The 22,967-nt window shown below is 47.9% G+C and carries 20 protein-coding genes; 10 read left to right on the forward strand and 10 right to left on the reverse strand.

The window, feature by feature from the left end; genetic code table 11:
* Nucleotides 1-14 precede the first annotated feature (14 nt).
* Nucleotides 15-2,036: an oxidoreductase gene (locus ACZ5DR_RS16825; RefSeq protein ID WP_377365499.1), complete on the reverse strand. Its 2,022-nt coding sequence runs from the start codon at nt 2,034-2,036 to the stop codon at nt 15-17.
* Nucleotides 2,037-2,291: 255 nt separating this feature from the next.
* Between ACZ5DR_RS16825 and ACZ5DR_RS16830 the strand changes: the two genes are divergently transcribed.
* Nucleotides 2,292-3,482: an MFS transporter gene (locus ACZ5DR_RS16830; RefSeq protein ID WP_377365498.1), complete on the forward strand. Its 1,191-nt coding sequence runs from the start codon at nt 2,292-2,294 to the stop codon at nt 3,480-3,482.
* Between the two features lie 41 nt (nt 3,483-3,523).
* Entirely contained in the window at nt 3,524-3,955 is a 432-nt protein-coding gene (locus ACZ5DR_RS16835) for a GtrA family protein (RefSeq protein ID WP_377365496.1), read from the forward strand.
* On the opposite strand, the gene ACZ5DR_RS16840 is transcribed toward ACZ5DR_RS16835, so the two are convergent.
* Complete coding sequence (locus ACZ5DR_RS16840) at nt 3,952-4,506, reverse strand: TetR/AcrR family transcriptional regulator (RefSeq protein WP_377365494.1); 555 nt, start codon at nt 4,504-4,506, stop codon at nt 3,952-3,954. The two genes, ACZ5DR_RS16835 and ACZ5DR_RS16840, sit on opposite strands and share 4 nt — an antisense overlap.
* Nucleotides 4,507-4,603: 97 nt before the next feature.
* On the opposite strand from ACZ5DR_RS16840, the gene ACZ5DR_RS16845 reads away from it, so the two are divergent.
* Nucleotides 4,604-5,029, forward strand: a complete 426-nt coding sequence (locus ACZ5DR_RS16845; protein ID WP_377365492.1) for a DUF3010 family protein — start codon at nt 4,604-4,606, stop codon at nt 5,027-5,029.
* A 233-nt stretch (nt 5,030-5,262) separates the two neighbouring features.
* A complete protein-coding gene (locus ACZ5DR_RS16850; RefSeq protein WP_377365490.1) occupies nt 5,263-6,537 on the forward strand; it encodes a cation:proton antiporter in 1,275 nt (424 codons plus the stop codon).
* 5 nt (nt 6,538-6,542) lie between these two features.
* Here the strand turns inward: ACZ5DR_RS16850 and ACZ5DR_RS16855 are convergent, their stop codons facing one another.
* The gene (locus tag ACZ5DR_RS16855; protein ID WP_377365488.1) at nt 6,543-8,327 is read right to left on the reverse strand and encodes a diguanylate cyclase domain-containing protein; all 1,785 of its coding nucleotides are present in this window, start codon (nt 8,325-8,327) and stop codon (nt 6,543-6,545) included.
* Between the two features lie 190 nt (nt 8,328-8,517).
* Between ACZ5DR_RS16855 and ACZ5DR_RS16860 the strand changes: the two genes are divergently transcribed.
* From ACZ5DR_RS16860 to ACZ5DR_RS16870, 3 genes are all read left to right on the forward strand, one after another.
* On the forward strand, nt 8,518-8,727 hold the full coding sequence (locus ACZ5DR_RS16860) for a hypothetical protein (RefSeq protein ID WP_377365486.1): 210 nt from the start codon (nt 8,518-8,520) through the stop codon (nt 8,725-8,727).
* A 126-nt stretch (nt 8,728-8,853) separates the two neighbouring features.
* Nucleotides 8,854-9,597 (forward strand): class I SAM-dependent DNA methyltransferase, encoded by a 744-nt coding sequence (locus ACZ5DR_RS16865; protein ID WP_377365484.1) that lies wholly within the window; start codon nt 8,854-8,856, stop codon nt 9,595-9,597.
* A gap of 73 nt (nt 9,598-9,670) precedes the next feature.
* Nucleotides 9,671-10,630, forward strand: a complete 960-nt coding sequence (locus tag ACZ5DR_RS16870) for an acyltransferase family protein (protein WP_377365482.1) — start codon at nt 9,671-9,673, stop codon at nt 10,628-10,630.
* A gap of 19 nt (nt 10,631-10,649) precedes the next feature.
* On the opposite strand, the gene ACZ5DR_RS16875 is transcribed toward ACZ5DR_RS16870, so the two are convergent.
* Genes ACZ5DR_RS16875 through doeB2 form a run of 4 tightly spaced genes read right to left on the reverse strand, consistent with a single transcriptional unit; the run spans nt 10,650 to nt 15,745 of the window.
* Nucleotides 10,650-12,011, reverse strand: coding sequence for an NAD-dependent succinate-semialdehyde dehydrogenase (locus ACZ5DR_RS16875; protein ID WP_377365480.1), 1,362 nt, complete (start codon nt 12,009-12,011; stop codon nt 10,650-10,652).
* A 13-nt stretch (nt 12,012-12,024) separates the two neighbouring features.
* Nucleotides 12,025-13,305 carry an ectoine hydrolase gene (gene doeA / locus ACZ5DR_RS16880; protein ID WP_377365478.1) on the reverse strand — a complete coding sequence of 427 codons (1,281 nt, stop codon included), beginning with the start codon at nt 13,303-13,305 and terminating at the stop codon, nt 12,025-12,027.
* On the reverse strand, nt 13,302-14,561 hold the full coding sequence (locus ACZ5DR_RS16885) for an aspartate aminotransferase family protein (RefSeq protein WP_377365476.1): 1,260 nt from the start codon (nt 14,559-14,561) through the stop codon (nt 13,302-13,304). Before ACZ5DR_RS16885 ends, doeA begins: the two co-directional genes overlap by 4 nt.
* Before the next feature lie 26 nt (nt 14,562-14,587).
* Nucleotides 14,588-15,745 carry a N(2)-acetyl-L-2,4-diaminobutanoate deacetylase DoeB2 gene (doeB2, locus tag ACZ5DR_RS16890; RefSeq protein ID WP_377365474.1) on the reverse strand — a complete coding sequence of 386 codons (1,158 nt, stop codon included), beginning with the start codon at nt 15,743-15,745 and terminating at the stop codon, nt 14,588-14,590.
* A gap of 678 nt (nt 15,746-16,423) precedes the next feature.
* Between doeB2 and ACZ5DR_RS16895 the strand changes: the two genes are divergently transcribed.
* From ACZ5DR_RS16895 to ACZ5DR_RS16905, 3 genes are all read left to right on the forward strand, one after another.
* Entirely contained in the window at nt 16,424-18,334 is a 1,911-nt protein-coding gene (locus tag ACZ5DR_RS16895) for a methyl-accepting chemotaxis protein (RefSeq protein ID WP_377365472.1), read from the forward strand.
* Between the two features lie 128 nt (nt 18,335-18,462).
* Entirely contained in the window at nt 18,463-20,181 is a 1,719-nt protein-coding gene (locus tag ACZ5DR_RS16900) for a hypothetical protein (protein ID WP_377365470.1), read from the forward strand.
* A gap of 66 nt (nt 20,182-20,247) precedes the next feature.
* Complete coding sequence (locus tag ACZ5DR_RS16905; RefSeq protein WP_377365468.1) at nt 20,248-20,889, forward strand: hypothetical protein; 642 nt, start codon at nt 20,248-20,250, stop codon at nt 20,887-20,889.
* A gap of 71 nt (nt 20,890-20,960) precedes the next feature.
* Here the strand turns inward: ACZ5DR_RS16905 and ACZ5DR_RS16910 are convergent, their stop codons facing one another.
* From ACZ5DR_RS16910 to ACZ5DR_RS16920, 3 genes are all read right to left on the reverse strand, one after another.
* Nucleotides 20,961-21,563 carry a flavin reductase family protein gene (locus ACZ5DR_RS16910; RefSeq protein WP_377365466.1) on the reverse strand — a complete coding sequence of 201 codons (603 nt, stop codon included), beginning with the start codon at nt 21,561-21,563 and terminating at the stop codon, nt 20,961-20,963.
* Nucleotides 21,564-21,647: 84 nt separating this feature from the next.
* Nucleotides 21,648-21,950 carry an antibiotic biosynthesis monooxygenase family protein gene (locus tag ACZ5DR_RS16915; protein WP_377365463.1) on the reverse strand — a complete coding sequence of 101 codons (303 nt, stop codon included), beginning with the start codon at nt 21,948-21,950 and terminating at the stop codon, nt 21,648-21,650.
* 61 nt (nt 21,951-22,011) lie between these two features.
* On the reverse strand, nt 22,012-22,899 hold the full coding sequence (locus ACZ5DR_RS16920) for a LysR family transcriptional regulator (RefSeq protein WP_377365461.1): 888 nt from the start codon (nt 22,897-22,899) through the stop codon (nt 22,012-22,014).
* Nucleotides 22,900-22,967: the final 68 nt, after the last annotated feature.

The following is a 22,967-nucleotide window of genomic DNA, read 5'->3' on the forward strand; positions in this document are numbered from 1 at the left end:
TAAAACGTCTTTCCTTATAACGAAAGAGCCAGTTTAGTCCCTTGTGCAATCGCACGCTTGGCATCCAACTCTTTCGCAACATCCGCGCCACCTATCACATGATAAGAATGCTTAAGACCGTCCACTAACGCCTTTTGCGGCTCTTGTCCTGCGCAAACAATCACATTGTCCACGTGAAGACATTGATCCTCTCCGTCTAAGGTTAAGTGTAGACCTTGATCATCTACTCTCTTATACGTACAACCGGACAACATTCTTACACCACCATTTTTAAGTTGAGTGCGATGAATCCAACCCGTGGTTTTACCTAGCCCCGCACCCACTTTTGAGGTTTTTCGTTGCAGTAAATACATTTCCCGATGCCCAGCAACCGGTTCTGCTGGGACATTCTCTATGCCACCTCGAGCTTGCAAGGACTGGTCAATCCCCCATTCTTTGGTAAAGCCCGCTACGCTTGGTGTTTGCTCTGGGTGTTCATGCATCAAGTATTCCGCCACATCAAAACCAATACCGCCAGCACCAATAAGAGCAACACGTTTGCCAACGGGTTTATGCTCCCGCAGTACATCTAGGTAGCTCAGTACACTTGGGTGGTCTATACCTTCAATGTCCAGGGTGCGAGGTTGAATCCCTGTAGCAATGACCACCTCATCCACATCCATACTGTTGAGCATGGCAGCATCTACTCTCGCCCCCAAACTTAGTGTCACGTTAAGATCTGCTAAACGGTGACGGAAGTAGCGCAAGGTTTCATCGAACTCTGACTTACCTGGGATGGTTTTCGCGATATTAAATTGACCGCCAATTTCATGGGCACCATCAATTAATGTGACCTGATGACCTCGCTCTGCGGCAGTAGTCGCGGCCGCTAATCCTGCGGGTCCTGCACCAACAACCACGACTTTTTTAACTTGATCCGTTGGCGTTTTCACCCATTCCGTTTCATGGCAGGCGAACGGGTTCACTAAGCAACTGGCGGTTTTACCCACAAAGACATGGTCCAAGCACGCTTGGTTACAACCGATACAGGTATTGATGCGATCCCCTTGACCCGCCTCGGCTTTGGCCACAAACGCTGGGTCTGCCAAAAATGGCCGCGCCATGGACACCATATCGGATTCACCACGGGCAAGAATGCCTTCGGCCACCTCAGGCGTATTGATACGATTAGTAGCCACCACAGGTATAGAAAAATGCTCTTTGAAGGAAGCCGTTACCCAAGCAAATCCGCCTCTGGGAACACAGGTAGCAATGGTTGGAATACGCGCTTCATGCCAGCCTATTCCCGTGTTAATGATGGTCGCACCGGCCCTTTCAACCGCTTGGCCTAATTGAATAATCTCCTCCGCCGAAGACCCCCCTTCGATCAAATCCAACATGGATAAACGAAAGATGATAATAAAATCTGTCCCTACGGCAGCTCGAATCCGCTGCACCACCGCCACCGCCATACGAATACGGTTGTCATAGTCTCCGCCCCATTCATCCTGACGCTGATTGGTTCGGGTAGCGATAAACTGGTTGAGTAAATACCCCTCAGACGCCATCACCTCTACCCCATCGTAGCCCGCCTGTTGGGCAAACAAAGCCAGCTCGACAAAGTCGGCTATCTGCTTTTCTATTTGGTCTTCGGTGAGTTCAGCAGGAGTGAATTTATTAATGGGAGCTTGAATGGCTGACGGAGCCACTAGCTTAGGATGAAAGGCGTAACGGCCCGTATGGAGGATTTGCAGACAGATTTTACCTCCGGCTTGATGCACAGCTGTCGTCACTTTTTGATGGGCAGGCAACTGGGGCTTTTCATAGGGCATGGGGTAAGGTGAGCCTTCTGCATTGGGACTGTAGCCCCCTGTGACGATCAGCCCGACGCCCCCTTTTGCCCGTTCAGCATAGAAGGCTGCTAAGCGGGAGCCGTCCTTGTCTTTTTCCTCTAATCCCGTATGCATGGAGCCCATCAACACACGATTTTTAAGGGTGGTAAAGCCTAAGTCCAGCGGCTCAAATAAATTAGGGTAATGATTATTTTTATGCCCCATGAAACACGATCCTCATATGCCAAAGTCGGTAAAGAATCTATTTATCATGACAAATGCGCTCAATCTGACAAATCACAAAACTGGGCATATCTTGTTACAAATTACGCCATAAGCGAATTACCCAGTACCCAATAAGCCTTAAAACTTACCCGATTCAGCCCTAACTTTCTTTGACCATACGGTTTATAATCGGCGCCTATTTTCAGGCACTGTCATTGATTCTATGCCTATTTCAACGATAATGGACGTCTTCTCATGAGCACTACCCAGCCAAATACCGAGCACACCCGTTGGCTCGAAGTCATTATTCTTTGGATTGCAGGCGTTAGCGCTGCCATGCAATTTGCGAAATTCTCTCTCTCTTTCAACGAGCTGCAAGACTACTATCAAACCAGCCCTACTATGACAGGCGCAGCCATCTCTGTAGTGGGTGTTATAGGCTTAATATTTGGTGTCACAGCGGGCATGCTAGCGGGCCGAATTGGCTACCGAAAAGTTTTAATCGGCGCCTTATCTCTGGGGGCGGTGATGTCCTTTATACAAGCCAGCTTGCCAGACTTCCAATGGGTGCTGGTGACACGGGTACTCGAAGGTTTCTCTCAACTGGGTGTCGTCGTCGCAGCGCCAACCATGATCGCTAAATTGAGCGCACCACAACACCGCTCAGTTACCATGGGGCTTTGGGGTACTTTCTTTGGTGTTGCCTTTGCCATCAGCGGTTTTGCTGGCAAAATGATTTTGGAGCAATACAGCATAAGCGGATTGTATCTCGCCCATGGCGTATTAATTGGTTCTATGGCGATTTTACTAACATTACTACTCAATCGCGATGAGTCACGCTATGGCTCAGCTCAGCCGAGTGATGGGGTGGGCTACTTCAAAAAATTAGGGCAAATTTACTCTAACCCACGTTCCCTGTTACCTGGGTTAGTCTTTTTGTTTTATACCTGCACACTGGTGTCCCTGCTGACCTATATCCCTCATTCCATTGAGTCACCGACCCTAAGAACCACTATGCAAGTACTGCTTCCCCTGATGAGTACTGCAGGAACCTTCATAGCTGGCACCCTGTCGCAGTATGTCATGCGCCCTCAACGGGTGGCGCAGTTAGCCTATGTGGGCCTTGCCATAGGTGCCCTATTGCTGAGCCAATTCTTAGATACTCCGAGTGTGTTTGCCATCATTATTGCCCAAATGATTTTGTTCGCTGGACTGATCCCTGGTGCTGCCTTGTCCATGATTCCAAAACTTGCGCGAGACAGTCACGAACAAGCCAACGGCTATGGTTTGATTGCTCAGTTAGGCAACCTTGGTGCCACTATCGGGCCACCAAGTTTTGCCACAGCTATTACCTTATTTGGTATTTATGGCTTAATCGGTTTAGTGCTGATCATTTGTGCCCTAGGTAGCATCTTTGCGTTTTTCGCTAACCGTTTAAAAGTCTAACCGTCACAAATACTTCATGGTTGCTGGTTATGCTGGCAACCATGACAACTTCTTCTATTCGACAGTTTTTTCAATTCAGTCTTGTGGGGCTTGTTAGCTTCGCCATTGACGTGGTCGTCATGTGGCTGCTGGCAGACAAACTCCCTCTGGTGCTAGCCCGTGTCCTTGCCTTTGCAGCGGCAGTGCTGAGCAACTGGATCTTTCATCGCATCTACACCTTTAAAGACCACGCTACTCTGGATGCCAAACTCAGAGAAGCGACCCATTTCACCATTGCGTCATTATTGGGCATGTTACCGAATGTGGGGATCTACTGGTGGACGGTGAGCACTGGCTTTTATCAAACTCATCAGGCGTTCCCATTTGCACCTGTACTGGCCATGATCCCAGGTATCATGGTGGGTCATTGTGTGAACTTTGCTCTAGCGAAATACTGGGTATTCAATCCCAGTAAGCACAGGGCTTCTGTTTAAGGTGCGATGCATTGCTCTATTTGCAATGTCAAATCAGGATGGGAATAGCAAGGTTCCGCCAGCTTTGAAATAAGACATGCCTCTCGGCTTAAGGCCATCAGCTGCGGAAACAAAACCTCTGGTATCTGATGTTGATTCATCCAATGGGATAAATGTTGGATTAGGACTTCTTCTAACCCCTTAAATAGTAGTTGCTCATCTTCCGTGAGTTTGTGAGCCTCCCCCCAATGAATGCGATAGGCAGCAATCCGATCAGGGTTGTCTGCCCAAGCATGCCAAAGGCGAATCCAGCCTTCCGTAAAGCTAGATCCAGAGGCCGCTAAGCTCTCCCTTAGAGTATGCAGTTCGGTATCGCTGGCGCTGATCAAAAGGCGCAACACCTCTTGCCACAGGAGCAGTTTGGACGGAAAGTTGCTATACACAGTGGGCTTGGAGACTTCTGCCGTGGCGACTACTTGGTCAATGCTGGTGCCTTGATAACCAGACACACGAAACAGACTCGACGCAGCAGTAGCGATCAGTCCTTTTTTTGAGGGGCGTCCTCTGGCCATGGTGTCTCACTTAAATGATTTAGTCGTGGCACATTATGCCATTGTTGGCCATGAATTGTGAGATAATGGGGCAATACTCACCTCTAGGATCCATTCTATGATTACCTGTGGCATCGAAATCAAAGGCAGCGAAGTGATTCTCTGCTTACTTTCTAAACAAGACGGCCTATTTCAAATTGCGGATTGCCGAAAAGTACGTCACACCTTGCAAGGGCCAAACGACGCTGAAAGCCTGCGCAAGTTTCAATTCATGCTAAAAAAACTATTCGAAGACTATAAGGTCTCCCGTGTGGTGATTCGCGAACGCCCAACCAAAGGTAAATTTGCCGGTGGTGCGGTAGGCTTTAAGATTGAAGCCGCGATTCAACTCATTCCTGAGCTGACTGTGGAGCTTATGAACAACGCTTCCATGAAAGAAATCATCAAGCAAAATCCGCTCCCAATTACCTTTGCTGCAACCGGTCTAAAAGGCTTTCAAGAAAGCGCTTTTATGGTGGCTTACGCAGCCTTGTCAGAAGCCTAATACGCTAACCTACGCGCTCAACTTCGGGCGCGTATCCTCTCCAAAGCACTTTATTTGCAAACTCTAGTAGAAATAATGTTTTATTAAGATTCTCACCAAGAAAGACTCCCCAAGCTATAGCTCAGAGTTATAATTTGCGCCGCTCACGTGTTTAAAACTAAGCACCCGCCGCCGCAGATATGCCTCATCGTGATGGTGCTTAGTTGTAAGCATGTTACTCACAGGAAACACAAATGAACGCTTGGTACTTTCTCTGCCTACTCTCGGTTGTGGCAATATTCATTGCTTTTACCAACCAATATGTACTGAAACTGCAAACCACTATCGCCATCACCACTGGCTCCGTCGTTATCTCCTTTTTACTCATGTTGTTAACGCAATTTGCCAACAACGAACTTACCATCGCGATTACTCAAGCCATCGCCAACATTGACTTCAACCTCTTACTGCTTAACGGCATGTTAGGATTTTTGTTGTTCGCAGGGGCGCTAGAGATCGATCTGCATCTGCTGCGGCACCAACGTTGGGAAATTGCCATCATGGCATTGGGTTCCACTTTGATCTCGACCTTTATTGTCGGTGCCCTCGCCTATGGCCTATTGGCTTTATTTGGCTGGTCTGTTCCTTTTATTTACTGCCTTTTGTTTGGTGCGTTAATCAGTCCAACAGACCCTATTGCGGTATTGGCGATTATTAAAAAGATGAACGCTCCCGATACCATCTCCGTACAGGTGGAAGGCGAGTCATTATTTAATGATGGTGTGGGATTAGTCGTGTTTACCACTATCTTTGCGCTGGCATTTTCTGGGGAAGAACCAACCTTTACGGGGATAGCAGAGCTGTTCCTGACGGATGCCGTAGGCGGCGTCATTTTTGGTCTCGTAATGGCGCTAATCGCCCATTGGCTGATTAAACGGAGTAATGACACCAGCATTGAGCTGCTGGTCACACTTTGTATCCCCACCGCAGGTTATGCTTTTGCCAATGTAATGGACATCTCAGGTCCACTGGCCATGGTGGTCAGTGGCATTTTCATTGGAAACGTAACCCGTGGCAGTGGCTTTTCAAAGCACAGCCAAGAAACGCTGGCGCACTTTTGGCACACAGTGGATGCTTTCCTTAACTCACTCTTGTTTGTCTTGATTGGATTGTTATTGGTGGTCTTGCCTGTTACTTGGGCACAGGCGGCTTTAGGAGTGTTAATGATCCCTGTGGTATTGCTGGCACGCTTTATCAGCATCTCTCTGCCCTATCAGGCATTCCGTCGTTTTCGACAATACGATGCTCATTCGGTAAAAATACTCACTTGGGGTGGGCTACGTGGAGGATTGGCACTTGCTATGGCTGCGTCCGTGCCCACAGGGCAGTTCATCGTAAACGGCACAGACATCCATACCCTTATGGTGATGATCACCTACGTGGTGGTGATTTTCTCAATCATCGTTCAAGGCTCTACGATTTCTCCCATCATTCAAAAGAGTATCGAAGCGGGAAAACAGCAAGCTTAAAGCCTTTAACCATTGCGATAGATACGGCGGGATAAAAATGCATAGCCATTTTTGCCTGCCGCTTTGGCCTTATACATGGCTTGGTCAGCTTGTAAGATCAAGTCATTGGCTCTTGCGTTGCCATCCACACAGGTCATCACGCCAATACTCACGGATGATTGATGCTGGATTTCATGTAATTGATAGGGTTCCGATAAATAAGACACTAGACCTTCAAGCTCATGGGTTAGCCATTCAAAAGACAGATGCTCGTGATCAAAAGGACGCTCCATCACGACAATGAATTCATCTCCACCAAAGCGGGCCGCAATATCATTATGGTCAATACTGTTGTTTAAACGGGTCGCAAACTGTTGCAGCAACAAATCTCCAGCGCTATGGCCATGCTGGTCGTTAAGGGGCTTAAAGTTATCCAAATCAACAAACAACACCGCTAAGCACGACTCTTTTTGAGCAACTCGCTGTATGGCCTCAGGTAAAGCTTCATCCAGATAGGCTCGGTTTGCCAATCCAGTAAGATTATCAAAGTAGGCCAGCCGTTGGATTTCCGCCTTAGCGACTTTTGCTGAAGTAATATCCCGTGCAATCTTGGAAGCACCAATAACTTTTCCATCTGGATCATACATAGGTGAAATCGTCACGGACACATCCACTAGACGACCATCTTTTCTCACTCGCTGTGTTTCAAAATGATCAACCTTTTCACCTCTGGCGATCTTAGAGAGGATCTCAGGCTCTTCATACAAACGCTCTTTTGGGATTATGGTTGTCATGGGCTTGCCAATAATTTCCTCAGCGGTGTAGCCAAACACCGTTTCCGCAGCTCGGTTCCAGCTGGCAATAATCCCGTTTAAATCTTTACTGATAATGGCATCATCAGACGAACCGACGATGGCACGGAAATGCTCTAAATTAAGATCCGCAAGCTGTTGTTGAGTGCGCGACAACCAACCGATCACACTATTATCCGTATCATCATACTGCTTTATCGGCGTAACAAACTTCCCCCTACCCAACTCCTTAATAGTGCGCTGTAATTCAGGGATGGAACAGCCAATCGTGTTGGACACCTGTTTCCCAAGCTTAAACATTAAGAATACCAAGGCGACTCCTAAGGCAACCAACCCTCCGGTCGCCCAATTCAAACGCTGATTTGCTTGATCGACTTCTTGTTGAGTACGATCAAAAATCATTTGTTTGGTGTCAGCGATGGTTCCCATGATGTCGGCTTTGACACGGACAAAATAGTCATCTGCTAAGAGCAAAAATGCTTCTCTGCGGGTCGCCATATCATTTGAGACATTGGCATCCACCATTTCCATAGCTTTCCGCTCCACGGCTACCAACAGATCCGAGTTCTGTTTTGCTTGATACAGATTATGGAGCTCTTGAGCTGTCAGCCCTACTTCTCCAAGTAGCTCCAATAGAGGGCGAGGCTCAAGATATTCTTGAGTCGAGTGGCTTTCAGGCTCGGCAACCCTTTGGTCGGAATAGGCATTATTGTAGTTTTTGGGGCGAGGGCTTTCCCCATCTCGAATATCAATGATAGAAAAGAATTGCTCTTTGTAGACGGGATTTTCGCTGATGATATAGGTGCGCACCAGCTTAGCTAAATCTGCTGAAGACTGTTGTAATTCTTCTACCAGTCGAAGGGATTTATCACGCTTCTCAACCGTGGCTTGATATCGTCCCTGCTCGACAATTAAAAGCACAAGACCAAGCCATAGCAAGCCGACAATCACTATCATGCTGTAGAAATACATTCGAAACGTTGAAGGCTGTTCCTTCATAGACACTACCTAGTGTGTGGGGCGTTAAACTTGCTATAAAATAACCACATAAACATATTCTAATGTAGTGGATAATTGTAAAATATTCCTTACCATTTGCCTTCCAGAAACGATGTAGTGTGAAAATGAGAGAGAGTTAAAAGAATGCGCTACACTAGTCTTTTACAATACGACACCCTATGAAGGGTACGTGAAAACAGATCAATCATTGAGTATCCATGGCATGTCCAACGTGATTCACCACTTTACTGAACATTCAAAACTGTTCGTAATCCTATTCCTAGTAGGGATTTTTTTGGCATGCTTCCAGGAGACGATTATTGGTGCTCTCACCCAATATGTGGAAAATTACTTTGACGCGCTACAGTCCATCGTTGATCAAGGCTATTTTGCCTGCTGAGTCATGATCAATATAACTGCACTATCCCTACAAATTAAGTTGATTTGAGCAGTTTTTCATAGCTTTTCACAACACTCAAAGCTACTATTCGCGTTTTCAATTTGACCTGTTATTAGGGGCTGGCTTATGTCCGAAAACGCCTTATACACGGACTTGTCCGCCTACTATGATTTGATGTGTGCCGACATCAATTATCAATCCCAAAGCGAAGGCGTTCGACGCATTCACCAGGTGTTTGGCAACCAAGGTATGAGCCATTTAGATCTGGCTTGCGGCACGGGTCCACACCTTCGCCATTTCCTAGAATATGGCTACCAATGCCAAGGCTTGGATCTGAACCAACCTATGCTAGATCAGGCACAGATTCGCTGCCCTGAAGCCCAATTCACTTTGCAAAACATGTGCGAGTTCGAGATCAACGAAACTGTCGATTTAGTGACCTGTTTTCTCTATTCCGTTCATTACAGCGGCGACCTTGCCCCGTTAGACAGCTGCTTTGCTGCCGTCGCAAAGGCCCTCAAAAGTGGTGGTGTGTTTTGTTTTAATGCCGTGGATAAGGATCATATCGATAACACCTTATCAGTGTCTCACTCCGCTGTGTCCCAAGGTAGTCAATTTGATTTCTCGTCAAGCTGGTATTATCAAGGCCATGGTAACCAGCAAGCTCTGCGCTTAAGCATTCGCAAAACCACAGGGGATAAAGTGGAATACTGGCACGACAGCCATCCCATGGTGGCGGTCAGCTTTGCCCAACTGCAAGCGCTCCTTGCGCCATATTTCCAGGTCACTGTGCTGGAGCACGATTACGACACCTTGCAACCTTGGAACGAAACCTCAGGCAATGCCTTGTTCGTCTGTGTAAAACCCTAACAGCCGCCCTCTCACAATTTTGTCATCTCGTTGAGGTACAACCTAAATTATCAATTCCTAGGTTGGCCTCATTATGCAACGCTCACATTTATTGGATCTGCTTCGTATCTTCGCCATCGTATTGGTGTTTGTCGCGCACTTTGGGCAGCTACTGGACTCAAATGTAGGGCAGTTTTTTGGCGTTAAAAACTTCTATTATGTGAGCCTAGGTGGCGTTGGGGTTTCGCTTTTTTTAGTGTTATCTGGGTTGTTAGCGGGGCTGACTGGTCTGGCACGCCCCACCCCCTATACACACTATATCTGGAAAAAGCTAAAACGCATTTACCCCATCTATTGGCTCACCATCCCCTTCTGCTTTTCAGGTTACCTATTGAAGGAACTGCTCTTAGGGAGCGGCGTTCCTGAGCCATTTCCAAATGGCTTTATGTTGGACATCGTTGGCTCTGTTACCGGCTTGTATGCTTGGATAGGGCTCTGGGGTGGGCCTTATAACCCGCCCAGTTGGTTTATCGGCTTGATTCTAACTATGTACTTAATCTTCCCACTCTTGGCAGCTTGCTTAAGACGTGCCCCTCATCTTACCCTTGGGCTATTTTTTTTCATCAGCGCTTCTAGTCGCTGGTACGTGGGGCAATACGGTTTACCATTCACAGACAAAAATATGCTGGATCAAGTGGAAGGTTGGCTTTACCGTCAATATGGCTTTATGCCTGGGCGGCCGGGAGATTGGTTTCCTTTGTGTCGCCTGTTTGAATTTGCCCTAGGGATCTGGCTGGCCCAAACCGTTAGCAGCAAATTTTGGTGTAAATGGAATCTAGGAAAAGGGAAATGGTTAGCGTTTTTAAGTGATCTGTCCTTTCCTCTGTTTTTACTGCACTACCCATTTTTATTCATAGTACCTTGGCTATCAGATTTAGGCATGGCCATTCCCCTCGCTATTTCCTTGTTTATGATCATGCTCTGCAGCATGGCGTATGCCGTAGTGGAAGTAGAAAAACGTCTGTTCAGCTTGAAAGAAAGGGCTACACCGTAGCCCTTATACTGGAATCGATTTAGCCAATCCAAACCTGCTGTACGTTGACAAACTCCCGTATGCCTTGGGGGCCAAGCTCTCGACCATAGCCGGATTTGCCAATGCCTCCAGAAGGCAATCTCGGATCGCTTTTGACAATGCCATTGACCGCGATTTGCCCCGAGGCCAAGTTGTTCACGGCTTGATCTATGGCCGTTTGACTTGTGGTCCAGATACTCGCCCCAAGCCCATACTCAGTGGCATTGGCTAAGGTCAGTGCCTCATCTAAAGAAGACACTGGCGTCACACTAAGCACTGGACCAAAGGTTTCTTCTTCGAACACCGCCATACCGGGTTCCACGTCCACCAAGAGGGTTGCTGGATAATGGAACCCATCGGTTTTAGGCAGGTCACCGCCAATCAAACACTTGGCTCCCGACTTGATGGTATCGGACACTTGGCGATGGAGTTGATCCCTCAAGTCGGCACGTGCCAAGGGGCCTAGCTGTTTGGTCTCATCCATGGGGTCACCAAAGCTTACCTGCTCAAACCTTTGTCGCAGTGCTTCACAAACTGTGTCATAAATGGACGCCTCGACAAACAAACGCTTCACCGCGATGCATGATTGACCCGCATTGATCATACGCGACAGAGTAATCACATCCAGCGCTTTGTCTAACTCTGCATCCGCCATGACAATGCAAGGGTCAGAGCCCCCCAGCTCTAAGACGGCGGGTTTTAAACCACCTGCCGCTTGAGCCGCAATAACTTGACCTGCTTGGCTGGAGCCAGTGAAGGACACCGCTTTGACCTTAGGATGATCGATTAACTGCTTAGCCACTTGGTTTTCCACCGCAAGATTAACCAAAGCATCTTTTGGAACCCCTGCTTCATGAAAACACGCCACCAGTTTTTCAGCTGTAGCGGGCACATTGGGGTCCGCTTTCAAGGCACAAGTATTGCCTGCCATCAAAGCGGGGGCTAAGAATCGCAAAGCCAGCCAAACTGGCGCGTTCCAAGGCAAGATGCCCAATACAGTACCCAATGGAGGGTACTGCACATAACTATGGCTAGCATCAGAAGCAAGAGTTTCCGGAGCCAGAAACTCGGCTCCGTGCTCGGCGTAATATTCCGCACACCAAGCGCTCTTTTCCACTTCTGCAAGGCCTTCTTTCATAGGCTTACCCATTTCAAGGGCCATCCACTCTGCCAAAGGCTGCTTATTTTCTCGCAACTTGGTCGCGACGGATTTAAGTATCTCGCTACGCTGTTCAATAGACTGTCCCCGCCAAGCCGCAAAGCCCCCTGCCACTTGATCAATCAGCCCATTGGCCTGTTCTAGGCTTAACGCCTCAAACGCTTCTAACGATTGGCCATTATTAGGATTGGTTGCTTGTAACATACCTCTCTCCTTACTAGCCGGTGGCTTTTGCAGACCGTTTAGATTTTTTAGATGTATCAGTGACAACTTCTGTGGAGGCCTTTTGGCCATTAGGTGCCAATATTTCAACTGGCTTAATGGACTCCGCCACCGTAGGCTTCACAACAAAATCTCGATCTAAAGTAAAGAAGGAACGACACCCGTCTTCGGTGATTTCAATGGTGTCTGAAATACCACAGGTTTTGTCTCCTTCAATGCCCCACATCCAAGGAATCATATGGAAGGTCATGCCCGGTTTGAGGATCGACGAATCCCCCTGCTTAAGGCTGATGATGTAACCTTCGTCCCAGCTTGGCGGGAAAGCGATGCCAATGGAGTAACCCGAGCGGGTGATCAGGCGCGCTCCCACTTGATTGTCCATAATGATATTGCGCACTAAATTGTCCACGTCTGACACTGTCATGCCAGGCTGAACCATGCGATGAATCTCATTTAACGCTCGCTTCATAACCTCTTGGGACTGATACATGGCATCCGACAATTCCCCTAGGATCACAGTACGCATCATGGCGGTATGGTAACGGCGATAACAGCCTCCCACTTCCAAGAAAACATGTTCTCCCGCTTGAACTTTGCGCCCCTCAAAGGTGGCATGACCGATCATGGTTCGAGGACCTGACGTCACGTAGGGCATCACAGACGGCGTCTCGCCGCCAGCACGGAACATAGCAGCAGAGATTTCCGCAGCGATTTCATTTTCCGTGACACCCGGCTGACAGATTTCAATGCCAGCTTTCATCCCCGCTTCAGTTGCCAGAGCAGCACGGCGCATAACGGCAATTTCCTCTTGGGATTTGCAAATGCGCCCTTCCTCGACAATTCCGAAGCAATCCATCAACTTGGCGTTCTTCAAAGTGGTATGAATGGTGTCCTGTTGATACGCAGGGAAGAAGTAGCTGTTACGCTCGTAGCCAATGCGTTTATCACTCAGACCAAACTCACGTAATGCATCCACCAACATCTGAATCGCATCCCCCGTATCTGGATAAGGCCGCGTCACCTCCACCCAAGTTCGAGCGTGAACATTAGACTCTTCCAATGCACGAGTGATCATAAATGGCTCTTTCTCTAGGGGCACTACCAGTGCCTGAAAGAAGGAATATCCTGTGGTCTGATAATCCGTTAAATAGGTGATGTTTTCTGGGTCCGTAATCACCACCGCATCCAAACAACGCTCCGCAATACGGCTACGCAATTCCCCTAAACGGCGTTGAAACTCATTGTACGAAAAGGTCATGTCATCACGTTCAATCATGCGGCTTCCTCCATTACGAAACGCACTGCGTCTTTCAAAATCTCAAGTCCTTCGGTTAAATCCGCTTCTGGGATAGTAAGTGGCGGAATAATCTTCAATACCCGACCACCACTGCCACAGGCACCAAGCATCAAGCCTTGCTTAAAGCAGCGTTGTACGACTTTAGCGGCGACTTCGCCGCTGCCCATATCGAGCCCTAAAATCAAACCGCGACCGCGAATCTCCTGTACACTCTTTTCATCCACTAATGGCCCTAGAACATCTCGTACTAACTGCGCTTTCACATCCACAGCACTCATCAGGGTATCGTCTTCGAAGTAAGAAAGAGCTTCCGCACCCGCAATGAAGGACAAGTTTTGCCCACGGAAAGTCCCCGTGTGCTCACCAGGCGACCAGTGTTTATCTAAATCAGGATGAACCAAGTTCATGGCCATTGGTGTTCCGACACCGCCAATACCTTTGGCCAAGGTGATGATGTCAGGATTAATCCCCATGTCATCAAAACTAAAATACGAACCGGTACGACCACAGCCCACCTGAATATCGTCCACAATTAGAATGGATCCGAATTCCTTGGCTAACTTTTCTAGTGCTTGCATCCACCCAGTGCTGGCAACGTTCACCCCACCTTCTGCTTGGATGGTCTCTACCAAGAACGCCGCTGGTGGCTCTACCCCACTGGACGGATCTCGGTATTGTTCTGCCAATTGTTCCAAACCTTGAAGGGCAGCTTCTGGGTCATGGGCCTGATCAAACAGCTCATGACTCACATGCAGCAGTGGAACCCCTGCCGCTTGACGGAAGTATTGATTCGCCGTAGCGGCCAAAGCACCCAAGGTCATGCCATGAAAACCAGCACTAAACGCCACCACTTGATGTCGACCTGTCGCTCTGCGGGCTAGCTTCATCGCCGCTTCCACCGCATTGGTCCCAGTTGGCCCCATAAACTGCATTTTGTGAGGCATGTTCCGTGGCGTCAGGATCACATCGGTGAATTTCTGCATGAAGCGTGCTTTGGCATCCGTTTGCATATCCAAACTGTGAAGCACGCCATCATTTTGCATGTAATCCACCATGGCCTTCACCATGCGCTCGTTGTTATGGCCAAAGTTCAATACCCCTGCACCAGCGAAGAAGTCAATGTACTCCTTGCCTTTATCGTCTACCTGACGGGCGTTCTTTGCCGTAACAAAAACCGTAGGATACGTGCGAGCATAGGCTCGAATACTGGATTCTCGTTGTTCAAAAATACTCATACCGCCTCCTATAGCAGCTTGGTAGTTTATGGTTGGGAAAGACCCGCCAACTGGCTGAACCAGCGGCAAACATCTGGAATTAAACGATCATTAAAATCGTAATGAGGACTGTGGCAAGGCACATCATGGCCTTGACCATCATCACTGCCGATTAAGGCAAAGCAGCCTGGAATGGCCTGCAAGTAATAACTAAAATCTTCTGACGCCATAATGGGCAACGCCTGTCCATGCTTGAGTGCCTCATCGCCGTAAAGGGATGTCCAAATTTGACGTGCACGTGTGGCTGGCGCTGCGTGATTGATGGTGGCTTGGTAGCGCATATCATGAACCACCTCACAAGTGACACCATAGGCGGCAGCGGTTTGAGTGGCCACATCGGTGATGTGCTGATTAAGCTTTTCTCGTGTGGTTTCATCTGGGACTCGGATGCTCCCAGACAAATTCGCCGTTTCAGGAATGACCGTCGGTGCTGTGCCCCCATGGATTTGAGTCACGCTGATGACAGCTGTGGCCTGCGGGGCAATGCGACGGCTCACAATCTGTTGCAAAGCCACGTTCACCGCGCTGGCAGCTAACAAAGGATCAGCGCACAATTCCGGTTGACTGGCATGACCTCCGCGCCCATGAAACGTCATCTCGAAGGTGCCGTTACCACACATAACAATATCGTCTGGGCAGGCAATGGCTCCGTAAGGCAGCGCGGGCCAATTGTGCCAACCATAGATTTCACCGACACCATCCAGTGCCCCATCTTTGATCATCTCTCTGGCACCGTGGAATCCCTCCTCTGCAGGTTGAAAAATCAACACCACAGGTTGTGGCAGATCCTGCTCATGTTGCTTCAACCAACGAGCCGTGGCGAGCAAGGTTGCAGTGTGCCCATCATGGCCACAGGCATGCATACAGCCCGGATGCTCAGACTGCCAAGCCTTGCCAGTTTGTTCTTGGATTGGCAGTGCGTCCATATCCCCTCGGAGCGCTATGGCTGGGCCTTCAGCGTCTTTTCGAAGGTAGGCTACCGTGCCGGTTTTGGCACACGCTCGCCATGGGATATTCAGCTCATCCAGCTTAGCGCGCACCAGAGCGGCAGTATTGGTTTCTTGCCAACTTAGCTCCGGGTGAGTGTGCAATGTTTTGCGCACCGTTTCTGCAAAATCGATTGTCTCTTGCCATGGGCTGGACATTCATCCCTCCTGAAAACCATAAAGAAATAGCATCGTTACTAAAGTAGTAATTAACGAAATCGTCTTTTGCAAGAGGGTAAAATGCGAATAAAATAGTTTGAATTGAATTTAATCGCCTAAAAAACCAAAAAATAACGCTCAAATCAAACAGATAGAACAATAATAAAAACATCAAAAAAAAGTTTAAATTCACAATTTATACAGCCTAAAAATGCTGCTCCAAAATCGAGCCATATCGCCCTAAAATCAAGCATTTATAGACATTTCAGCCCATTAAAAACATTCCATATCTAACCATTAGAGATATAACTTTTTAAGTCAAAACAAATCAATCCTAATAATTAGATCTGTAACTATGTTTTATTTTTATAATATTAACCCCATTTTTTGAGCCAATATGACAGCCAAAGAAAACATCATTAATTAAAGGGAATAAAACTGACTAAAAAATTCACGAATACTTTTATCGCAACTGGGGAATCCCATTTGAGAAGCTGGCTCTAAAGCCTGTCAGGTCATCACGGCAACCATGACAAACGAAAAGAAAGACTGAACGGTTAACCTGAACCCAAGGAATAAAATATACTTAATCCATCAGCCCTATCAGGAGGAAATACAGGACACATAGAGACGTATAAAAACCCGTTACCTACATCATCATGCAAAAAGGATATTTTCATGAAGAACCCTATGGAAAACTGCTCGATCGGAGCCAAGCTCGGGTTGGGCTTTGGATTCGTTCTACTTATTACCCTCATTGTCGCTATCACTAGCCTTTTGGGGATCAACTCACTCCTCGACCGGGCTGAAAAAGTCCACCTATCTGAACGACTGGATAATTCCGTCATTGCCCTGAGTGAACAGCGCCAACTGTATCTGAAGGTCGGCACCGAAGAAGCCTATGAAAAAACCCTAGTGTTAGAAGCCATTCTCAGAGAGGCTCTGCTAGATGCCAACCAGCGCTATGATTCGCCGACCAGCCAGCGGTTGGTTAGGGAGGCGACAAACAGCCTAGAGGAGTACAAAACCATCTTCGCCCGCTTTTATCGCACCCAGCAAGAGTGGAATCAAACGGTCCAAAAGATCAATACTAAACGCAAACATATCTATCAAGAAGTGGATCACTTGCTAGAGCGATTACGTAACGCTGGAGAAATAGAGGCGATGGTAACGACCCTTTACATGTCTAAAAACGTTCACCAGTCCGCCGATATTATCTCTGAATATGTGAGGAAGAATCGTGCAGTGCCTATCACAGTGATTCAAGAGCACATCCCCAATATAGCGTCAGACTTAAAACGCCTGTCCCTCAGGGGCCCAGCGCAGTTAAGTCAGCACGCGGTATTACAACTGTTTGATGAATACTCCCAGTTGCTGATGAGAACCCCTGAACTTAAGCGTGAAACGGAAGAAAACAGCGATATGATGCTCCGTTTGTCTGAAACCATGAGTGCCAAAATGATCGAGCTGGGACGCTACCAGCAGCAAGTCAGTCAGCACCTATGGGACAAGGTACGGACCACCTTAGTGATTGTTACCCTTTTGGCAATCTTGATTGGCGGCTTTTTTGCTTGGTCTATCCAACGCATGATTGTCATCCCCTTAAAAGAGCTAATGGGTGCTGTAGACACTATCTCCCAAGGGGATCTAAGCCAAACTTTCCAAACCCACCGCTCTGATGAACTGGGTAAACTGTATAACAAGATGGGCAATATGAGTGTTTCCTTAAACAACCTCATATCTCAAGTCACCAACAGCGTGAGCCAGTTGGGCACAACAAGCCAACAGCTAACCTCCATTGCCAACGACAACCAAGCCATGATGAAAGCCCAACGAGACGAGACAGATCAAGTCGCCACGGCGATTAATCAGATGTCCTCCACTGTGGCAGAAGTCGCCCGAAATGCAGACACAGCCGCTATCGCCACGAATAGAACCGATGATCTCGTTAACCAAGGCTATTTATTGGTGAAATCCACCGTCGCACAAATTACCAACCTAGCAACGGAACTGAACACCACCCAAGACACCATGGCATCCCTCAAACACTGCTCAGATAATGTGGGCAGTATTTTGGAGGTCATTACAGCGGTGGCAGAACAAACCAACCTACTCGCCCTAAACGCCGCAATTGAGGCCACCAAAGCTGGAGAATCCGGTCGAGGGTTTGCCGTAGTAGCGGAAGAAGTTCGTGACCTAGCCTTTCGCACTCGAGCCTCAACCCTAGAGATAGAGCAACTGGTTGACGAACTGCAAAGTGGCGCCCAGGCCTCTCTAGAGCAAATCCAAACCAGCCGAAATCAATCCATTAAAAACGCAGACCAAGCTAAAACGGTACTCATGCTCTTCGAAAATATCACAGAGCAAATGAGCCAGGTGCAAGATATGAATCAACAAATCGCCACCGCCGCAGAGCAACAGGCTTTAGTCGCTAACGAGATCAACTGCAAAGTTGAAACGGTGCGCCACTTGGCAGATCAAACCACAACCGCAAACCGAGAATCCGTGATCGAAGCAGATAATTTAAAAGGCCTCAGCCAAACTTTAACGGCCCTTACGGAGAGTTTTATAACCCGCCAGCCAAATTAACCCGCACCATGGCCTAATTCTAGCTCGCCCCCCCAAGGAGAGGATTTCCTGGGGGCGCTCTTTTCTGTTCAAGATTCAATCAAGTGCGCCGATACCCTCCAGATGACTTAACGACAAGGATTTGTGGTATGGCTCACATAACAATAACGACTGGCACCCAATCACTGACAAGCTCCTCACACTCTGTCAAAACAAGTGCTCAATCCCTGTCCCAGTCCGTGGCAGAATACAGTGCATCTCGCCTCAAGGATTCGGACACTAACCTAAGTAGCTCGTCCAGCTTTACTCTCATCCGATCTGCCGGGGACCCTTACGAGCTTTATCACACAAATCCAGATGTAATGGCCCAAGCCAAAGCCCTAGCAGAGCGCCTTGATGGCCCTATTCATGACTCCAATCAAGACCACTTCTTCTATCAAGGTCGCATGTCAGATCTAATGCGAGCCGGTGTCCTGACTGACCCAGAATTTTTAGACATGGCCAGTGGGCTTAGCGACCAAGGCTTAGAAGATCTTGCTGACACCCTGCAAGCCATGGTGCTGCCTGCGTCCAGCAGCATCACTCACCATGCTGAAGCCAATCGCACTCTGACTGAAAAAGTCACACAATTTATGGATGTTTTGAAACACAGCTCTGTCGCACAACAGGAGCAAATCCTTTCACAAGGGGCGAGCTATGCCGCCCAAGTTGACCAAGAGCATTTGAGTACTTTTAGCGCCGTGGTATACGGCCAAGACATTGGTCGATTTAACGCCCTACAGCGATTTTCCGATGATAGCTCCGCTAATAATCTGCAGAACTTCGTCTCAGCAGTCATTGCCAGCGACACCCCAGCGGCACTCACGGAACAGCTTGGCGAACTCAGTGCAGACGCTCAACAAGGTCTATTAAACGTTTATGGCTTGGACACAGAGCTTGGGGAGCGATTATCTAACTTGATGGCATCCGAACAAGGCGCTATTCCAGAAAGCCTTATCAAGGCTTTAGGAGACATGGTAGCAGCCATCAAGATTTCTCCATTTGCAGAAGAAAGCTTTGGTTTTGCGTACACAGGAGAAGACGCACTAGCCCAAGAAAATGAGCAAAGTAGCGGCCGTGACTTTGCTCTGGATAGTGTTACCAGCATGATCACCTTGTTAGAAAGTCATGATCTGCCCGAAGAACAATTAACCACCCTAGGCAGCGAACTAAATCGTCTATCTAACCCAGAAAAGCGTGCCTACATCGACATTACAACGTCGGGAATAGATACCCTGCTAGCACAAGGAAAAAACCTTGAAGAGGCCTTAGAGACGGTAAGTGCGTTACGAACTCAACCTGACGTTTTAGAACTGGTGAACCGCACCCGTTACCATGATGTCACCCTAGTGGAGCGCCCTGACATTGAAGAAGGCTTAACAGTCGTGGCTTTAGAAGGAGCCGCCGTATTTCAAAACGCTAACAGCGCCTTTGGCCAATCTCGCCTGCTCCTAGGCGCTACTCCTGATAAAGTCCAAATGGAAAAGGGTCACTCTGTTAAAGGACATGAATCGGAAAACCTATACAGCGCCAAAGACTTGGAAACCTACAAAAGCGATGTTAGTCATCTGGTCAATACCTTGGTCTCTTTCGAGAGTATGAGCCAAGACAGCACCGCCTCCGAGAAAACAAGCCTCACTCAATTTGTCCGTGAGCTAAATCAAATGCACTCAGGTATCCGTGATGACTTGATGGAAAATGTCAGTAATGAAATCCGTTCTGAGAGTTTCCGCAACAAAGTAACGACCAATACACAGTTTGCATTCTTATCGAATGCTTTGCAGGAGATGAAATTTGACTTATTACAACGGAACTCAGAGTTTAATTAGCGAGTTTTGTTGTCTTTACATTTATAATCGTCCTTCCCTTCACCGCTTTTGTTCATTGAGGACATTATGAATAAATCAACCCTGTACACCTTGGTTACTGCAGGTCTTTTGAGTGTGGTTTCGACTCCGGTATTATCCGACGACGACATATCAGAAGCTAGAAAGGCATCCAACGCGGCCATTGAAAAAGCCTTCAACCAAGAGAAATCAGAAGAAGTCTTTGAGCCCTTTGATCCAGACAGCCCAGACTTCAACCCGAACAACGAAGAGATCAACGCCTATTTCTACGCGGGATTGACCCATGAAGATTCAGATGACTTAAACATCTGGATCGTTGAGTCCGGTGTACGAGTGTTATTTGACGACAATTGGTCTGGCCGAGCCAACGTTTTGATGTACTGGGATGACCGAAAAGACCTCTTCGAAGGCATGAATTTTGGTGGTTCAGGTGCACTGCTCTACAGCATCGGCAAGTATAACCCGAGTTTTTCCCTTAGACCTGTCATTGGTGCTGGCTTTTACATTGCTGACAACCAATGTGATGACACCACCGTCTGTGACGAAGATGTTACCGGTGGCGTGTTCCCAGAGGTGGGCTTTTCTATGCTTACGGGGGGAATCGAGGTGTATGGCTACACGCGCTATGTGTACCATCCGGAACTGGATAATGGAACTCAGCTGGGCCTTTCCATCGGCTACAAGCTCTAGGGGCTCCTCTTATAAGTCAATATCAAGCGCCAGACACACGGCTGGCGCTTGATAACATGAAGTCGAATCACCTATGGACGCTTCAGGGCCTTCAACTCAGCCGTAAAGCTGTAGTAATCGCCTCCCATTTTGCCAACACTGTCTAACTGGTGCTGATCAATCTGGCTATCCTCAAACAAGCTGTCTTCCACATATACATGCTTTACATCCAGCAATACCATGGTGCCGCTACCCGCCGTTTCCCCCATTCGAATGACCTCCCGAAGAGTGCATTCGTATCGCACGGAAGACTCACTAACGGACTTGGGTGTCACAGTTTCGCTGGGTTGACTCCTTATCCCTGCAAACTCAAATTCACTTTGCTCAGAGGGTAATAATGCGCAGGTCTGATTCATCTGTTCCATGCTGGCAGAGTTAACGATATGCACCACGCACTCCCCATTGGCCAGCAGGTTTTTCAGGGTATCTTTGTCTTCACCCGTTTGTGGCAGCACTTGGGTATAGCTCAACACAGGAGGGTTTACACTGGCCACATTGAAAAACGAATATGGCGCAAGGTTATCAACCCCATCTGGGGAAACAGTGCTGATCCAAGCAATAGGCCGTGGGGTAATGCCCCCCACTAACAGTCGATAAATGTCAGGAGTCGGCAGCGATTGAGCTTCAAAATTCATGAACACCTCAAGTTAAATTAATCTAATGTCGTGTCTTCTATTGCCAATGGGCAACGAGATTCAGATCAAGTTCTGCTCAATGAATTAAATGACCGCCTCAAAACACTCTAATTGAGGATGACCTAAGTACATGTCTCGACGGCTACCAGCATTCGCATGGGCTTTTCGAAATGCTTCAGAATGGGTCCACGCTTCAAATGCAGCTTTGGATTCCCATACGGCGTGAGAAGAAAACAGGGTGTACTCTTCTGTAGTAGCCCCTTGTAGAAGGTTAAATGATTGGAATCCTGGCACCTCTTTTAGGTAAGAATCACGGCCTTTCCAAACGTCAATAAACTCCTGTTCACACCCTAGTTTTATCTTGAAACGGTTCATGGCGATAAACATAACAACTCCTGTTGGATCTTCTTTGCAACACTCCATTGGGCCCATATACACAGGCTCTGAATCAGAGTGTTAATCGGTCACTGATATAGTCTAAAAACGCTTGAATGCGGCTCGACAAAGCCGTGTTTCGATAATAGACCGCATGCACTAATTCTCTTTCATTGGGGCTCACTACCACGTCTTCAAGGACGCTGACCAATCGCCCTGCGGTAACGTCTTGCTTAATCATAAACTCTGACATCAGCGCCAAACCTTGGCCATGCAAACATAACTGGCGCATGGTTTCACCGCTACTGCAATACAGGGTGGGCTTTAGCTCGCCACCCTGTGCAAGCGGCCAACGACTCAAATGGGGCGCATCGGTGAAGCCTAACAGCTGATGGTGCCTGAGATCGTCCACAGTGCTGGGGACAGTGTTACGCTTCAGATAATCTGGAGATGCCACCACCCGTAGCAGACTGCGCCCGAGGAACCTGGCATGTAAGTTGGAGTCTTTCAGAGCTCCGATACGAAATGCCAGATCCGTACGCCGCTCGATTAGGTCGATATTGTTTTCACTGGCCACCAACTCTAGCTCAATTTTAGGGTAAAGGGCTCGAAAGCCATCAATATGTGGCACCAATTGATGCAGGATAAAGGGTGTTGCCGCATCCACTCTCAGGCGGCCAGCGGGGGCTTCTTTGAGGGCTTTTAAAGACTCTTCTGCCACCATGAGTTGTTTCAATCCCAGTCGTACTTGGTCCGTAAAAGTACGCCCTTCTTCCGTCAACTCTAGCTTGCGAGTGGTGCGGTTCAGTAAGGTGCTATCTAGCTCCTTTTCTAAACGTGAGACCGCTCTCGACACCTTCGCCACCTGCAAATCCAAAATACGAGCCGCCTGAGAAAAACTGCCGCAGTCCACCACGGTTAGCAATATCTCTAAATCTTCACTTCGGGAAATTATTGTCATATTTGCAAAAGTAATTTGTTGTTAATGCTGTTTTTGCAAAAAATAGCATTGGGCATACTTCTCCGCAA

Source organism: Marinomonas vaga (assembly GCF_055388305.1).

Bases quoted from the DNA above. Each gene is read 5' to 3' on its own strand.
- ACZ5DR_RS16875 (WP_377365480.1), bottom strand. From the start codon at position 12,011: ATGTTACAAGCAACCAATCCTAATAATGGCCAATCGTTAGAAGCGTTT.
- doeB2 (WP_377365474.1), bottom strand. From the start codon at position 15,745: ATGTCCAGCCCATGGCAAGAGACAATCGATTTTGCAGAAACGGTGCGC.
- ACZ5DR_RS16900 (WP_377365470.1), top strand. From the start codon at position 18,463: ATGGCTCACATAACAATAACGACTGGCACCCAATCACTGACAAGCTCC.
- ACZ5DR_RS16850 (WP_377365490.1), top strand. From the start codon at position 5,263: ATGAACGCTTGGTACTTTCTCTGCCTACTCTCGGTTGTGGCAATATTC.
- ACZ5DR_RS16835 (WP_377365496.1), top strand. From the start codon at position 3,524: ATGACAACTTCTTCTATTCGACAGTTTTTTCAATTCAGTCTTGTGGGG.
- ACZ5DR_RS16905 (WP_377365468.1), top strand. From the start codon at position 20,248: ATGAATAAATCAACCCTGTACACCTTGGTTACTGCAGGTCTTTTGAGT.
- ACZ5DR_RS16855 (WP_377365488.1), bottom strand. From the start codon at position 8,327: ATGAAGGAACAGCCTTCAACGTTTCGAATGTATTTCTACAGCATGATA.
- ACZ5DR_RS16845 (WP_377365492.1), top strand. From the start codon at position 4,604: ATGATTACCTGTGGCATCGAAATCAAAGGCAGCGAAGTGATTCTCTGC.
- ACZ5DR_RS16830 (WP_377365498.1), top strand. From the start codon at position 2,292: ATGAGCACTACCCAGCCAAATACCGAGCACACCCGTTGGCTCGAAGTC.
- ACZ5DR_RS16865 (WP_377365484.1), top strand. From the start codon at position 8,854: ATGTCCGAAAACGCCTTATACACGGACTTGTCCGCCTACTATGATTTG.
- ACZ5DR_RS16840 (WP_377365494.1), bottom strand. From the start codon at position 4,506: ATGGCCAGAGGACGCCCCTCAAAAAAAGGACTGATCGCTACTGCTGCG.
- ACZ5DR_RS16825 (WP_377365499.1), bottom strand. From the start codon at position 2,036: ATGGGGCATAAAAATAATCATTACCCTAATTTATTTGAGCCGCTGGAC.
- ACZ5DR_RS16895 (WP_377365472.1), top strand. From the start codon at position 16,424: ATGAAGAACCCTATGGAAAACTGCTCGATCGGAGCCAAGCTCGGGTTG.
- ACZ5DR_RS16915 (WP_377365463.1), bottom strand. From the start codon at position 21,950: ATGTTTATCGCCATGAACCGTTTCAAGATAAAACTAGGGTGTGAACAG.
- ACZ5DR_RS16885 (WP_377365476.1), bottom strand. From the start codon at position 14,561: ATGAGTATTTTTGAACAACGAGAATCCAGTATTCGAGCCTATGCTCGC.
- doeA (WP_377365478.1), bottom strand. From the start codon at position 13,305: ATGATTGAACGTGATGACATGACCTTTTCGTACAATGAGTTTCAACGC.
- ACZ5DR_RS16920 (WP_377365461.1), bottom strand. From the start codon at position 22,899: ATGACAATAATTTCCCGAAGTGAAGATTTAGAGATATTGCTAACCGTG.
- ACZ5DR_RS16910 (WP_377365466.1), bottom strand. From the start codon at position 21,563: ATGAATTTTGAAGCTCAATCGCTGCCGACTCCTGACATTTATCGACTG.
- ACZ5DR_RS16870 (WP_377365482.1), top strand. From the start codon at position 9,671: ATGCAACGCTCACATTTATTGGATCTGCTTCGTATCTTCGCCATCGTA.